Origin of the sequence: Streptomyces sp. NPDC058145 (genome assembly GCF_042884245.1) — a bacterium.
In the GTDB taxonomy this organism is placed as follows: domain Bacteria; phylum Actinomycetota; class Actinomycetes; order Streptomycetales; family Streptomycetaceae; genus Streptomyces.
Genome location: NZ_JBHVUH010000012.1, coordinates 81,186 through 94,372, shown reverse-complemented (window position 1 = coordinate 94,372; position 13,187 = coordinate 81,186). Strand labels below are relative to the sequence as shown.

Here is a 13,187-nt window from a genome sequence, read left to right as displayed (position 1 = left end):
CGTCCCACGAGCGGCACAGAGGCCGATCGACCGCGTCTCACGAGCGGCTGAGCGGCCGGTCGATCAGCGGGGCCCCCGCGGCGCAGGGGGCGCTCCCCGCCGGCAGGGGCCCCGCCGCCGTGCCGCGGGGAACCGGTCAGCCCTGCGCGGCCGCGGCCGGCAGGGCGACGCGGTCCTCGCCCGCGTACACGTTCATCGAGCTGCCCCGCAGGAAGCCCACCAGGGTCAGGCCCGTCTCGGCGGCCAGGTCGACGGCCAGCGACGAGGGCGCCGACACGGCGGCGAGCACCGGGATGCCCGCCATCACGGCCTTCTGCGCCAGCTCGAACGAGGCGCGGCCCGAGACCAGCAGGATCGTGCGGGACAACGGCAGGTCGCCGTTCTGCAGCGCACGCCCGACCAGCTTGTCGACCGCGTTGTGCCGGCCCACGTCCTCGCGTACGTCCAGCAGCTCACCGTCCTCGCCGAACAGGGCCGCCGCGTGCAGGCCCCCCGTGCGGTCGAACACCCGCTGGGCCGCCCGCAGCCGGTCGGGCAGGCCCGCCAGCAGCTCGGGGGTGACCCGGACCGGGGGAGTGTCGGCGATCGGCCAGCGCGTGGTGGTGCGGACGGCGTCCAGGCTTGCCTTGCCGCACAGCCCGCACGAGGAGGACGTGTACACGTTCCGCTCCAGGCTGAAGTCGGGCAGCGCCACGCCCGGGGCGGTCTTCACGTCGACCACGTTGTACGTGTTGGATCCGTCCGCGGTCGCCCCGGCGCAGTAGACGATGCTCAGCAGATCGGAGGCGGTGCCCAGTACGCCCTCGCTCACCAGGAACCCCGCCGCCAGCGCGAAGTCGTCGCCCGGTGTGCGCATGGTGATCGCCAGGGGTTTGCCGTTCAGCCGGATCTCCAGCGGTTCCTCGGCGACGAGCGTGTCCGGCCGGGTGGAGACCGCCCCGTCCCGGATGCGGAGGACCTTACGGCGTTCCGTGACTCGTCCCATGTCCTGATCAGCCCCGGTTCTGTACGTGCTGGTAGCCGAAACGGCCCTTGATGCAGAGGTTGCCGTGGGTCACCGGGTTGTCGTGCGGTGAGGTGACCTTGACGATCTCATTGTCCTGCACATGGAGCGTGAGGTTGCAGCCCACTCCGCAGTACGCGCACACCGTCGTCGTCTCCGTCTGCCCTGACTCGTCCCAGGTACCCGCGGCCCGCATGTCGAACTCCGACTTGAACGACAGCGCACCCGTCGGGCACACCTCGACGCAGTTCCCGCAGTACACGCAGGCCGAGTCGGTCAGCGGCGCGTCGTGCTCCACCGCGATCCGCGCGTCGAAGCCCCGGCCGGCGACCGCGATGGCGAAGGTGTTCTGCCACTGCTCCCCGCAGGCGTCGACGCACTTGTAGCACAGCACGCACTTGTCGTAGTCGCGCACGTACAGCTCGTTGTCGACCCTCGGCTCCTCGTTCAGCCGCGCGGCGTCCGGCCCGAACCGGTCCGGCTTCGCCTCGTACTCCTTGATCCACTCGGCCGCTCCCGGGGTCGTCGACAGGTCGACCGAGGACGCGAGCAGCTCCAGGACGACCTTGCGGCTGTGCCGGGCCCGCTCCGTGCCGGTCCGTACCTCCATCCCGGGCTCGGCCCTGCGGGAGCAGGCCGGGACCAGCGTCCGCGACCCCTCCACCTCCACCACGCACACCCGGCAGGCGTTCCTCGGCCGCAGCGTGTCGCCCTGGCACAGGGTCGGGACGTCCTTGCCCGCCGCCCGGCACCCGTCCAGGACGGTGGAGCCCTCCGGCACCCGGACCGGCTCGCCGTCGACGGTGAACTCCAGCAGCTGGCGCGGGATCCCCAGCGGTGTGACGGTCATTCGTACGCCCCCAGACGGTCGATCGCGGATTCCACGGCGTTCCACGCGGTCTGGCCGAGACCGCAGATCGAGGCGTCCCGCATCGCCCGGCCCACCTCGCGCAGCAGGGCGATGTCGCCGGCCGCCCCGGCCCCGGTACGGTCCACGATCCGGCGCAGAGCCTCCTCCTGCCGTACCGTCCCCACCCGGCACGGCACGCACTGGCCGCAGGACTCGTCGCGGAAGAACTCGGCGATGCGCAGCAGCACCCGGGGCAGCGGGACGGTGTCGTCGAAGGCCATCACCACACCGGAGCCGAGCGTGGTCCCGGCCTCCCGGGTGCCCTCGAAGGTGAGCGGGAGGCCGAGTTCGTCCGGCCGTACGAAGCCGCCGGCCGCGCCGCCCAGCAGCACCGCCCGCAGCCCCTCGCCCACCCCGGCCCGCCGCAGCAGCTCGCCGAGCGTCGCGCCGAACGGCAGCTCGTACACGCCGGGCCGCTCCACACTGCCCGAGACGCAGAACAGCTTGGGGCCGGTGGACGCGCCGGTGCCGATGGCGGCGTACGCCGGTGCCCCCATCTCCAGCACCGGCAGCACGTTGACCAGCGTCTCCACGTTGTTCTCGACCGTCGGCCTGCCGAACAGGCCCTTCTCCACCGGGAACGGCGGCTTGGAGCGGGGCTCGCCCCGGTGGCCCTCGATCGAGTTGAACAGCGCCGTCTCCTCGCCGCAGATGTACGCGCCGGCACCGCGCCGGATCTCGATGTCCAGGGCGTAGCCCTGGCCGAGGATGTCGTCACCGAGCAGCCCGCGGGCCCGGGCCTGTTCGATCGCGTGCCGAAGACGGTGCAGGGCCCGCGGGTACTCGCCGCGGATGTAGACGAGGGCCCGGTGCGCCGAGATGGCGTACGACGCGATCGTGATCGCCTCCACCAGCGCGAACGGGTCGCCCTCCAGCAGCACCCGGTCCTTGAAGGTGCCCGGCTCGGACTCGTCGGCGTTGCACACCAGGTAGTGCGGCTGGTCCGGCTGCGACGCCGTGGCCTGCCACTTGCGGCCGGTGGGGAACGCCGCGCCGCCCCGCCCCACCAGGCCCGAGTCGGTGACCTCCCGGATCACCCCGGCGGGGCCCAGCGCGAAGGCCCGCCGCAGGGCCGTGTAGCCGCCGTGCGCCCGGTAGTCGTCCAGCGAGGAGGGATCGACGACGCCGACCCGGCGCAGCAGGAGCAGCTCCTCCTGCCCCGCCTGCGGCACGGCCCGGCCGGCCGGCGGCTCCTCGGGCGCCGAGTCGGGCCCGCTCGCCGCGCCCACGGCCGCCTCGACGGTCGCCGGCGCCGCCACGGCCGTGCGCACCGGGTCGCCCGCCCGGATCGCGAGCGCCGCCGGAGCGCGCTCGCACAGGCCGAGGCACGGGGCGCGCTCGACATGCACCCCGCTGCCGGGGCCGAGCCGCGCCTCCACCCCCGCGCACAGCTCGCCCGCCCCGGCGGCCGTGCAGGCCAGGTCCGTGCAGACGTGCAGCACGGTCGCCGGGCGCGGCCGCAGTGAGAACATGGCGTAGAAGGTGGCCACGCCGTACGCCTCCGCCGGCGGCACGGTCAGCCGCCGACACAGATAGCCGAGCGCGCCCTCGCTGATCCAGCCGACCCGGTCGTTGATCGCGTGCAGCCCCGGCAGCAGCAGATCGCGCCGGTCCCGGGCGGCCCGGCCGCCGCGCGCCCACCTCAGATCGGCTTCGGTGCGGTCGGCCCCCTCCCAGGAGGACTCCGGCGGCCCCAGCAGCGCGTCGACCGCCGCGCGTTCCTCGTCCGTCGGCTTGCTGTCGCCGAAGTGCAGATCCACGCCCTCACCTCATGTACGTCGTGGCCGGGAGTTTCTCGATCCGGATCGCCGACGCCTTGAACTCCGCCGTTCCCGCGATCGGGCAGTTCGCCTCGATCGTCAGCCGGTTGGTGTCCACCTCGTCGGGAAAGTGCATGGTCATGAAGGCGAGGCCGGGCCGCAGCGCGGTGTCGATCCACACCGGCGCCAGCACCGACCCGCGCCGCGAGGTCACCCGCACCTGCTCGCCGACCACGACGCCGTACCGCTCGGCGTCCTCCGGGCACAGCTCGACGAACTCGCCGCGCCGCAGCGGAGAGGCGAAACCTCCGCTCTGCACACCGGTGTTGTACGAGTCCAGGCGCCGCCCGGTGGTGAGCCGGATCGGGTACTCCTCGTCCGTGAGGTCAACCGGCGGGTCGTGCTGGACCAGCCCGAACGGTGCCGGGAGGCCGCGCCTTTCGGGGTCGGGCTCCCACAACCGGCCGTGCAGATAGACCGGTTCGAGCCGCTCGGTGCTCGGGCACGGCCACTGGATGCCCTGATGCTCCGCCAGCCGCTCGTACGTCATGCCGTAGTGGTCCGGAGAGACCGACCGCAGCTCGTTCCAGACGGCCTCCGCGTCGGCGTACTTCCAGTCGTGGCCGAGCCGGTACGCCAGCTCGCAGATGATGTCGATGTCCTCGCGGGCCTCGCCGGGCGGGGTCACGGCCCGGCGCACCCGCTGCACCCGGCGCTCGCTGTTGGTGGTGGTGCCCTCCGTCTCCGCCCACCCGGCGGTCGCCGGCAGCACCACGTCCGCCAACTCGGCCGTCTTCGTCAGGAAGATGTCCTGCACCACGAGGAAGTCCAGCGCCCGCAGCCGGCGTACGGCCTGCTCGCTGTCGGCCTCCGACTGCGCCGGGTTCTCCCCGACGCAGTACACGGCCCGCAGTGAGCCCCGCTCCATCGCCTCGAACATCTCCGTCAGGTTCAGCCCGTAGTGCGGTTCGATGACGGTGCCCCAGGCAGACTCGAACTTCCGCCGTACGTCCGCGTCGAGGATGTCCTGGAAGCCCGGCAGCCGGTTGGGGATCGCCCCCATGTCGCCGCCGCCCTGCACGTTGTTCTGCCCGCGCAGCGGCTGCAGCCCCGAGCCGTAGCGGCCGACGTGGCCGGTGAGCAGGGACAGGTTGATCAGCGCGCGCACGTTGTCGGTGCCGTTGTGGTGCTCGGTGATGCCGAGCGTCCAGCACAACTGGGCCCGCTCGGCGCGTGCGTAGGCGTGCGCCAGTTCCTGGATGGCGCGGGCCGGTACGCCCGTCACCTTCTCCGCGAGCGACGGTGTCCACGGCTCGACCAGCTTCGCGTACTCCTCGAACCCGGAGGTGGCCCGCTCGATGAACGTCTCGTTGGCCAGGCCGGCGTGGATGATCTCCCGGCCGATCGCGTGCGCCATCGGGATGTCGGTGCCGACGTTCAGCCCGAGCCAGCTCTCGGCCCACTCGGCGGTGGACGTCCGCCGCGGGTCGACCGCGTACATCCGGGCGCCGTTGCGGATCCCCTTCAGCACGTGCTGGAAGAAGATCGGGTGCGCGAAACGGGCGTTGGAGCCCCACATCACGACGACGTCGGTGTGCTCGGCCTCCTCGTACGACGAGGTGCCGCCGCCGGAGCCGAACGCGGCCGACAGTCCGGCGACGCTGGGCGCGTGACAGGTCCGGTTGCAGGAGTCGACGTTGTGGGTGCCCATCACCACCCGGGCGAACTTCTGCGCCACGTAGTTCATCTCGTTGGTGGCGCGCGAGCAGGAGAACATCCCGAACGCGCCCCGGTTGCGGTGCAGGCCCCGGGCGGCGCGGTCCAGTGCCTCCTCCCAGCTCGCCCGCCTCAGCGGCTCCTCGCGCGAGTCGCGCACCAGCGGATGGGTGAGCCGGGTGTACGTCCTGGGCTGCCGGTTCCTCATGCGGCGCTCCTCAGTGCGAGCAGGTCCGAGATGGCGTGCACGGTGCGCAGGGTGGGCACGGGCACACCGGTGATCTCCGCGAGTTCGACGACGGCCGCGAGCAGCACGTCGAGCTCCAGCGGTTTGCCGCGCTCCAGGTCCTGGAGCGTGGAGGTGCGGTGGTCGCCAACGCGTTCGGCGCCCGCGAGCCGCCGTTCGACGGAGACGCCGACCTCGCAGCCCAGTGCCTCGGCGACGGCCAGGGTCTCGCGCATCATGGTCTCGATGACCCGGCGGGTGCCGCCGTGCAGGCACATCTGCCGCATCGTGGCCCGGGACAGGGCGCTGATCGGGTTGAAGGAGATGTTGCCGAGCAGCTTGACCCAGATGTCACCGCGCAGGTCCCGCTCCACCGGGCACTTCAGGCCGCCGGCCGTCATCGCCTCGCTGAAGTCCAGGCAGCGGGCCGAGAGTTCGCGGTCGGGCTCGCCGATGGCGAACCGGGTGCCCTCCAGGTGGCGTACGACCCCGGGGGCCTGGAGTTCGGTCGCCGCGTAGACGACGCAGCCGACGGCCCGTTCGGGCGCGAGGACGGCGCTGACCGCGCCGTCCGGGTCGACGCTCTCGATCCGGCGGCCGTCGTGGGGGCCGCCGTGCCGGTGGAAGTACCACCAGGGGATGCCGTTCTGGGCGGCCACCACCGCCGTGCGCTCGTGCAGCAGCGGCTTGATCAGCGGCCCGCACGCCGCGTACGTGTTGGCCTTCAGGCCCAGGAACACCACGTCGGCCGGGCCCACTTCGGCCGGGTCGTCGGTGGCCCCGGGGTGCGCGGTGAAGTCGCCGCGCGGGCTGAACACCCGTACTCCGTACCGCCTCATGGCCGCGAGATGCGGTCCACGGGCTATGAGGTGCACATCGGCGCCGGCGCGGTGGAGCGCGGCACCGACGTAGGCGCCGATCGCACCGGCGCCGAGGACTGCGACTTTCACAGGAGCACTCCGTTCGGTTTGAGGGATACCGCGGAGGTGGGGGCTTGAGGTCCATGCGGCCATGACACAGGTCAGGCTGAATCCTGTCGACGAAATATTGTCTACAGTATGGAGAGGAGTCCGGCAAGGGTTCGCGCGGCGACCGTTGAGCGCATTCCGCATACCGTTCATCGCATACGGTCGACGGCGCTCCTTCTCAACTCCCGGAACCCGTCCTACCGTTCGGCGTCATGAGCAGCCCCCCTGTCGCACCCCCGGGCTGGAGCCGCTGGCTGGTCCCGCCCGCCGCCCTGTCCGTCCACCTGTCCATCGGTCAGGCCTACGCCTGGAGCGTGTTCAAGCCGCCGCTCGAGTCCGCCTTGCACCTCGACGGAACCCGCAGCGCGCTGCCCTTCCAGCTCGCGATCGTGATGCTCGGGCTGTCGGCCGCGTTCGGCGGCACACTGGTCGAGCGCAACGGGCCGCGCTGGGCGATGACCGTGGCCCTCGTCTGCTTCTCCTCCGGCTTCCTGCTCTCCGCGCTCGGCGCCGAGACACGGCAGTACTGGCTGATCGTCCTCGGCTACGGCTTCGTCGGCGGGATCGGCCTCGGCATCGGCTACATCTCGCCCGTGTCCACGCTGATCAAGTGGTTCCCGGACCGGCCCGGCATGGCCACCGGCATCGCCATCATGGGCTTCGGCGGCGGCGCGCTGATCGCCTCGCCCTGGTCGGCGCAGATGCTGGAGTCCTTCGGCACCGGCCACTCCGGGATCGCGCTCGCCTTCCTCGTGCACGGACTGTCGTACGCCGTCTTCATGACACTCGGCGTGCTGCTCGTACGCGTGCCACGCACCGGGAAACCCGCCGAGGGCGGACCGGACGCCGCCGTCGGCGTACGCGTCTCCGCCCGCAGCGCCGTGCGCACCCCGCAGTTCTGGTGCCTGTGGGTGGTGCTGTGCATGAACGTGACCGCGGGCATCGGCATCCTGGAGAAGGCCGCGCCGATGATCACGGACTTCTTCGCCGACAGCTCCACCCCGGTGTCGGCCTCGGCGGCCGCAGGCTTCGTCGCGCTGCTGTCGGCCGCCAACATGGCCGGCCGGATCGGCTGGTCCTCCGCCTCCGACAGAATCGGCCGCAAGAACATCTACCGCGTCTACCTCGGTGCCGGTGCCTCGATGTACCTGCTGATCGCGCTGTTCGGGGACACCTCCAAGCCGCTGTTCGTGCTGTGCGCGCTGGTGATCCTCTCCTTCTACGGCGGCGGCTTCGCGACGATCCCCGCCTATCTGAAGGATCTCTTCGGCACCTACCAGGTCGGCGCCATCCACGGCCGGTTGCTCACCGCCTGGTCCACGGCAGGCGTGCTCGGGCCGCTGATCGTCAACTGGATCGCCGACCGGCAGGAGGAGGCCGGGAAGCACGGATCGTCGCTGTACGGGCTGTCCTTCGGCATCATGATCGGCCTGCTGGCCGTCGGTTTCGTCGCCAACGAACTCGTCCGTCCCGTGCACGTACGCCACCACGTCCCCGCTCAGAGGGAGGCAGCAGATGCCCAGCGACAGCAGCCCGCCTAGCCGGCCGGGCTTGATCGTCCTCGCCTGGCTGTGGGTGGGAGCACCGCTCGCCTACGGGGTGTACGAGCTGGTACGCAAGGCGACGCAGTTGTTCACGGGGTGAATGTTCGGGCGTCCGAGGGTGTGACGGAAGCCGACAACTCGGATGCCCGATTCCTGTGCCATCGCCTGCCGCCGTACTCGCGAGTCACTGACCAGACTGGTGGATCCCGCTACCCAAGGCAATGAGGGGATCCCCGACATGCACGGCTCGCGCATCGCGGCCATCGGCCACTACCAGCCCGCCAGGGTGCTCACCAACGACGACCTGGCCGGCATGGTCGACACCAGCGACGAGTGGATCCGCGGCCGGGTGGGCATCAGGACCCGGCACATCGCGGGCCCCGACGAGCCGGTCGACGAACTCGCCGCGCACGCCGCCGCCAAGGCACTCGCCGCCGCCGGGCTCACGCCCGGTGACATCGACCTGGTGCTGGTGGCCACCTCCACCGCCATCGACCGCTCCCCGAACACCGCCGCCCGGGTCGCCGCCCGCCTCGGCATCCCCCGGCCCGCCGCGATGGACGTCAACGTCGTCTGCGCCGGATTCACCCACGCCCTCGCCACCGCCGACCACACGGTACGGGCGGGCGCCGCGACCCGGGCGCTGGTCATCGGCGCCGACAAGATGTCCGAGGTCACCGACTGGAGCGACCGCAGCACCTGCGTCCTGGTCGGCGACGGGGCCGGGGCCGCCGTGGTCGAGGCGTGCGCGCCGGGCCAGGAGCCGGGGATCGGGCCGGTGCTGTGGGGATCCGTGCCGGAGATGGGCAACGCGGTGCGTATCGAGGGCACCCCGCCCCGGTTCGCGCAGGAGGGGCAGAGCGTCTACCGCTGGGCCACCACCCAGCTCCCGCCCATCGCCCGGCGCGCCTGCGAGAGGGCCGGACTCGAACCCGCCGACCTCGCCGCGGTCGTCCTGCACCAGGCCAACCTGCGCATCATCGAGCCGCTCGCGCGGAAGCTGGGCGCGGTGAACGCCGTGGTCGCGCGCGATGTCACCGAGTCCGGCAACACCTCGGCGGCCAGCATCCCGCTCGCCCTGTCCAAGCTGCTCGAGCAGGGCGCGGTCCGCAGCGGCGACGCGGCCCTGCTGTTCGGCTTCGGCGGCAACCTGTCGTACGCGGGACAGGTCGTCCGGTGCCCGTGACGCCGGCGCGCACCGGCGTGTGACGAGTTCGACTCCCACTGCCCCTGGCCTTTTGTGCGCAGTAGACTGTAGACGATAGACAATTGATACTGGCTCCATTGGCGCATGGCTGTGACCGGCCTGCCGAGGAGGGGGACCGTGATGTTGTCGACCGGACTGCCGCAGGGAGCCGTACCCAAACTCGAACGGCCCGGACCGCTGCGCGACCGCGTCTACGAGGCACTGCTGGAACTCATCACCACCCGCGCCCTGCGGACCGGCCAGCACCTGGTGGAGAGCGAACTCGCCGGGCACCTGGGCGTCTCCCGCCAGCCGGTGCGCGAGGCGCTGCAACGGCTGAACACCGAGGGCTGGGTCGATCTGCGCCCCGCCCAGGGCGCGTTCGTGCACGAGCCGACCGAGGAGGAGGCCGACCAGCTCCTGACGGTCCGTACGCTCCTGGAGGCGGAGGCGGCCCGGCTCGCCGCCCTGAACGCCGACCAGAAGGGCACCGACGCCCTCGAGGAGCTGTGCGCCCAGGGCGAGCGGGCGGTCACCGACGACGACGTGGACCGCGCGGTCGCCCTGAACGCGGCCTTCCACGCCAAGATCATGGACCTGGCCGGCAACGCGGTCCTCGCCGAACTCGCCGCCCAGGTCGACCGCCGGGTGCGCTGGTACTACACCCCGGTGGCCCGCCGGCGCGGCAGCCAGTCCTGGATCGAGCACCGCGAGCTGATCACCGCGATCACCGCCCATGACGCACCCCGGGCCGCCGACCTGATGCGGGCCCATACCGAACACACCCGCCGCTCCTACCACGAGCGCGACGCGACCTGACCGGGCCGGCCCCCGCGGGGCGCGTGACGCCGGTGCGGGCGGCGGCCCCGTGGACCGTCGCCCGCACCGGCGTGGCAGCGCAGCCCGGCCGTCAGGCGGCCGGCTGCGGCTTCGCGGCCGGCGCCGGCTCCGTCCGGCCGTCCCGGCCCGGCTGCCGCAGCAGCAGGGCGATCGCGGCGGCGACCATCGAAACGCCGCCGGCCAGCGCGTAGGCGCCGTTGTAGCCCCAGGCGCCCACCACCATCGAGCCGAGTCCGCCGCCGAACAGGCCGCTGATCAGCTTGCCGCTGTAGACGAGGCCGTAGTTGGTGGCGTTGTAGTTCTCGCCGAAGTAGTCCGGGGTCAGCGCGGCGAACATCGGGTAGAAGGCGCCGCCGCCGAAGCCGGAGAGGAAGGCGAAGAACAGGAACAGCCACTCGTTCTTGATGTCACCGGCCCAGATGACGCCGAACTGGGCGAGGCCCAGCACGACGATGACGAAGATCAGGGCCGTCTTGCGGCCCCACAGGTCCGACAGCCAGCCGACCACGGCCCGTCCGACGCCGTTGATGACGGCCATGACGCCCATCGAGGAGGCCGCGACCAGGGGGCCGAAGCCGATCTCCTTGGCGAAGTCGACCTGGAAGGAGATCCCGAAGATCGACACGCCGCCGGTCATCACGATCGTGATCCACATCAGCGGCAGCATGCCGGTCCTGATGGCCTCCTTCGGCGTGAACTGCCTTACGGCGGGCGGGTTCTTGGCCAGGCTCGCGGCGCTCCTGCCGTTCCCGGAGTGCGACAGCGGGTCGACGTCGGCCGGCCACCAATTCTTCGGCGGGTCCTTGAAGAAGAACGCGCAGACCGCCACCGCGATCAGCACGTAGACGCCGATCAGGTCGAGCACCTCGTCGAAGTTGCCGGTGTCGAAGGCGTAGTTGAAGATGAAGATGAACGGCAGCGAGCCGTAGGCGAAGCCACCGTTGACGAAGCCGGTCTTCGCCCCGCGCCGTTCCGGGAACCACTTGCCGACCATGTTGATACAGGTCGCGTAGATCAGCCCCGAGCCGAGACCGCCCACCATGCCGAAGCCGATGATGGCGAGGGCGACGTTGTCGAAGTGGGAGAGCGCCAGGAAGCCGAGCAGGCACAGCACCGCCCCGGTGTACATCGCCCGGCGCGCCGTGAGGATCCCCCGCTCGCGCAGCCAGCCGGCCGGGAACGCTATGCCCGCCTGGAAGAACACCCAGACGCTGAGGATCCAGAAGGTGTTGCTCTGCGTCCAGCCGTGCGCCTCGGACAGGGTGTCCTCGGCTGAGCCGTAGGCGTACTCCGAGACACTGATGGCCATCATCGCTATCCACGGCAGGTACACCATCAGCCTGCGTGAGTGGCCGAGTATGTCGCGGTCCGTCTCGCCGACGCGGTAGACCCGCCCCCGGGAGTCGGTGACTTCGCGGTACGAGCGGTTCGCCGCGCCGGGATCGGCCGGCGTGTTCCTTGTTGCCATCGGATCAGCCGTCATTTCAGGCCATCTCCTCGCCGAGAGGGTGGGGATTGGGGACGATGCGCCGGGCACTGGGACGGCCCGGAGCCTTGAGGAACAGCGCCGAAGCGGCGCAGGCGAGCGCGGTGCAGCCCGCCACGAGGAAGGCCCTGTGGGGGTCCCGGGCGGCGGCCGCGGCGGCACTCGTGCCGGAGCCGGCCAGAACCGGGAGGAGCCAGGAGACGGCGAGCAGTCCGTGGACGCCCGCACTGTGGTTCTCGCCGAAGTGGTCCGCGGCCAGCGCGGTGACCAGGGTCAGGACCGCCCCGCCGGCCAGTCCGGTGGCCGCGGCGCAGCCGAGGAGCAGGGGACCGCTGCCCGTCCGGCCCGCGAGCGGTACCCCGAACTGCGCGAGGCCCAGCAGCAGACAGGCCGCGCTCAGGGCGGCGCGTCGCCCCAGGCGGTCGGAGAGCGCCCCGGCGCCCGCCGACACGGCACCGCCGGCGACGACCGCGTACCAGATCCCGTCGCCCTGCCCCAGGCCCCGGCCGTACGGCGTGAGCAGGCGGAGGCCGAGCACGGTCACCCCGGCCGCGCCCAGCAGGCACAGCCACATCAGCCACAACGCCGGGGTGCGGGCGGCCTCCTCGGGCGCGTACTGACGTACGGCGGGCGGGTTCTTCTCCCGTACGCGCCGGGCGACCGGATCGGCCGGCACCGTGAGCGGGTCGGCGTGCGGCGGCCACCAGTTCCGCGGCGGATCCCGGAGGAGCCGGCCGGCCGCCGCCACGACCAGGCACACCGCGGCGCCCGTCAGGGCCGGCACGGCCGGCCGGTCCGCCCGTGCGCCGAGGGAACCGAGACCGGGGAGAAGCGGTACGGCGCCGAACGCGAGCCCACTGGCCACGAAGCCGGTCGGGCCGCCCCGCCGCTCCGGGTACCACTTGCCCGGCAGCGTCAGACAGGTCGCGTGCACCAGCCCGGCACCGGCGCCGCAGAGCACGCCGGACGCGAGCCGGGCGGCCGCCGGGCCCGGCGCCAGGGCGAGTGTGAGGCACCCGGCCAGCGTGCCGAGCGCTCCCGCCGTCACGGCCGCGCGGGCGGAGAGCCGGCCGCTCTCCCGCAGCCGTCCGGCCGGGTGGGCGACGGCCATCTGGGACAACGCCCACAGGACCGCCGGCCAGAGCATGCCCGTGTCCCAACGGCGGGCCTCGGATGAGGAGTTCTGCGCCGCGACGAACACGTACGCGGCGCAGCTGACGCCCGTCATGCCCACCCAGGGCAGGACGGCCATCCAGATCCGGCCGCGGCCCGTCAGATCGGCGGCGCTCTCGCCGACGCGGTACACGCGGCCCCTGCGGTCCCGCACCTCCCTGCACAGGAGGGAGGCGGGTGGATCGGTGGTTTCCATGCTGCGGCTGCACCCCTTGCGTCGAAAGTTCTGGCCAGCGCCCCCTGTCCAATGCCTTTCGTGCGCGCACGGGTCCCGGGGCCGGCCGACGCGCACCGCCGGCCGACCCCACATCACTCACCTCATGAACCGCCCCCCAACAACCACTTGGGCCGGCGCCTCACAGCAGCCCCGCGGCC

General features: G+C 72.1%; 11 protein-coding genes. 4 read left to right on the top strand and 7 right to left on the bottom strand.

Annotated features, from left to right (window positions below):
• Positions 1–136: 136 nt before the first annotated feature.
• The 5 genes from fdhD to ACFVVO_RS26515 are packed head-to-tail and all read right to left on the bottom strand — an operon-like array spanning position 137 to position 6,565.
• The gene (gene fdhD / locus ACFVVO_RS26535) at positions 137–985 is read right to left on the bottom strand and encodes a formate dehydrogenase accessory sulfurtransferase FdhD (protein ID WP_390058099.1); all 849 of its coding nucleotides are present in this window, start codon (positions 983–985) and stop codon (positions 137–139) included.
• 7 nt (positions 986–992) lie between these two features.
• Positions 993–1,853 carry a 2Fe-2S iron-sulfur cluster-binding protein gene (locus tag ACFVVO_RS26530; protein ID WP_390058098.1) on the bottom strand — a complete coding sequence of 287 codons (861 nt, stop codon included), beginning with the start codon at positions 1,851–1,853 and terminating at the stop codon, positions 993–995.
• On the bottom strand, positions 1,850–3,673 hold the full coding sequence (locus tag ACFVVO_RS26525) for an NADH-ubiquinone oxidoreductase-F iron-sulfur binding region domain-containing protein (RefSeq protein ID WP_390058097.1): 1,824 nt from the start codon (positions 3,671–3,673) through the stop codon (positions 1,850–1,852). The genes ACFVVO_RS26530 and ACFVVO_RS26525 overlap by 4 nt, the downstream gene beginning before the upstream one ends.
• A 4-nt stretch (positions 3,674–3,677) precedes the next feature.
• Positions 3,678–5,597 (bottom strand): molybdopterin oxidoreductase family protein, encoded by a 1,920-nt coding sequence (locus tag ACFVVO_RS26520; protein WP_390058096.1) that lies wholly within the window; start codon positions 5,595–5,597, stop codon positions 3,678–3,680.
• Positions 5,594–6,565, bottom strand: coding sequence for a 2-dehydropantoate 2-reductase (locus ACFVVO_RS26515; protein ID WP_390058095.1), 972 nt, complete (start codon positions 6,563–6,565; stop codon positions 5,594–5,596). The genes ACFVVO_RS26520 and ACFVVO_RS26515 overlap by 4 nt, the downstream gene beginning before the upstream one ends.
• A 230-nt stretch (positions 6,566–6,795) precedes the next feature.
• Here ACFVVO_RS26515 and ACFVVO_RS26510 point away from each other — a divergent pair, with 230 nt between their 5' ends.
• The 4 genes from ACFVVO_RS26510 (at position 6,796) to ACFVVO_RS26495 (ending at position 10,132) form a co-directional block, all read left to right on the top strand.
• Positions 6,796–8,124: an OFA family MFS transporter gene (locus ACFVVO_RS26510; protein ID WP_390058094.1), complete on the top strand. Its 1,329-nt coding sequence runs from the start codon at positions 6,796–6,798 to the stop codon at positions 8,122–8,124.
• Positions 8,099–8,227, top strand: coding sequence for a hypothetical protein (locus tag ACFVVO_RS26505; RefSeq protein ID WP_390058093.1), 129 nt, complete (start codon positions 8,099–8,101; stop codon positions 8,225–8,227). The genes ACFVVO_RS26510 and ACFVVO_RS26505 overlap by 26 nt, the downstream gene beginning before the upstream one ends.
• A 138-nt stretch (positions 8,228–8,365) precedes the next feature.
• Complete coding sequence (locus tag ACFVVO_RS26500) at positions 8,366–9,313, top strand: beta-ketoacyl-ACP synthase III (RefSeq protein ID WP_390058092.1); 948 nt, start codon at positions 8,366–8,368, stop codon at positions 9,311–9,313.
• A gap of 141 nt (positions 9,314–9,454) precedes the next feature.
• Positions 9,455–10,132 carry a GntR family transcriptional regulator gene (locus ACFVVO_RS26495; RefSeq protein WP_390058275.1) on the top strand — a complete coding sequence of 226 codons (678 nt, stop codon included), beginning with the start codon at positions 9,455–9,457 and terminating at the stop codon, positions 10,130–10,132.
• 91 nt (positions 10,133–10,223) lie between these two features.
• Here the strand turns inward: ACFVVO_RS26495 and ACFVVO_RS26490 are convergent, their stop codons facing one another.
• Complete coding sequence (locus ACFVVO_RS26490) at positions 10,224–11,636, bottom strand: OFA family MFS transporter (protein WP_390058091.1); 1,413 nt, start codon at positions 11,634–11,636, stop codon at positions 10,224–10,226.
• 1 nt (position 11,637) lies between these two features.
• Positions 11,638–13,008, bottom strand: a complete 1,371-nt coding sequence (locus tag ACFVVO_RS26485; RefSeq protein ID WP_390058090.1) for an MFS transporter — start codon at positions 13,006–13,008, stop codon at positions 11,638–11,640.
• Between the last annotated feature and the right edge of the window lie 179 nt (positions 13,009–13,187).

Excerpts from the sequence above, each read along its gene's own strand:
- fdhD (WP_390058099.1), bottom strand. The coding sequence starts at position 985 with ATGGGACGAGTCACGGAACGCCGTAAGGTCCTCCGCATCCGGGACGGG.
- ACFVVO_RS26530 (WP_390058098.1), bottom strand. The coding sequence starts at position 1,853 with ATGACCGTCACACCGCTGGGGATCCCGCGCCAGCTGCTGGAGTTCACC.
- ACFVVO_RS26520 (WP_390058096.1), bottom strand. The coding sequence starts at position 5,597 with ATGAGGAACCGGCAGCCCAGGACGTACACCCGGCTCACCCATCCGCTG.
- ACFVVO_RS26510 (WP_390058094.1), top strand. The coding sequence starts at position 6,796 with ATGAGCAGCCCCCCTGTCGCACCCCCGGGCTGGAGCCGCTGGCTGGTC.
- ACFVVO_RS26505 (WP_390058093.1), top strand. The coding sequence starts at position 8,099 with ATGCCCAGCGACAGCAGCCCGCCTAGCCGGCCGGGCTTGATCGTCCTC.
- ACFVVO_RS26500 (WP_390058092.1), top strand. The coding sequence starts at position 8,366 with ATGCACGGCTCGCGCATCGCGGCCATCGGCCACTACCAGCCCGCCAGG.
- ACFVVO_RS26495 (WP_390058275.1), top strand. The coding sequence starts at position 9,455 with ATGTTGTCGACCGGACTGCCGCAGGGAGCCGTACCCAAACTCGAACGG.
- ACFVVO_RS26490 (WP_390058091.1), bottom strand. The coding sequence starts at position 11,636 with ATGACGGCTGATCCGATGGCAACAAGGAACACGCCGGCCGATCCCGGC.
- ACFVVO_RS26485 (WP_390058090.1), bottom strand. The coding sequence starts at position 13,008 with ATGGAAACCACCGATCCACCCGCCTCCCTCCTGTGCAGGGAGGTGCGG.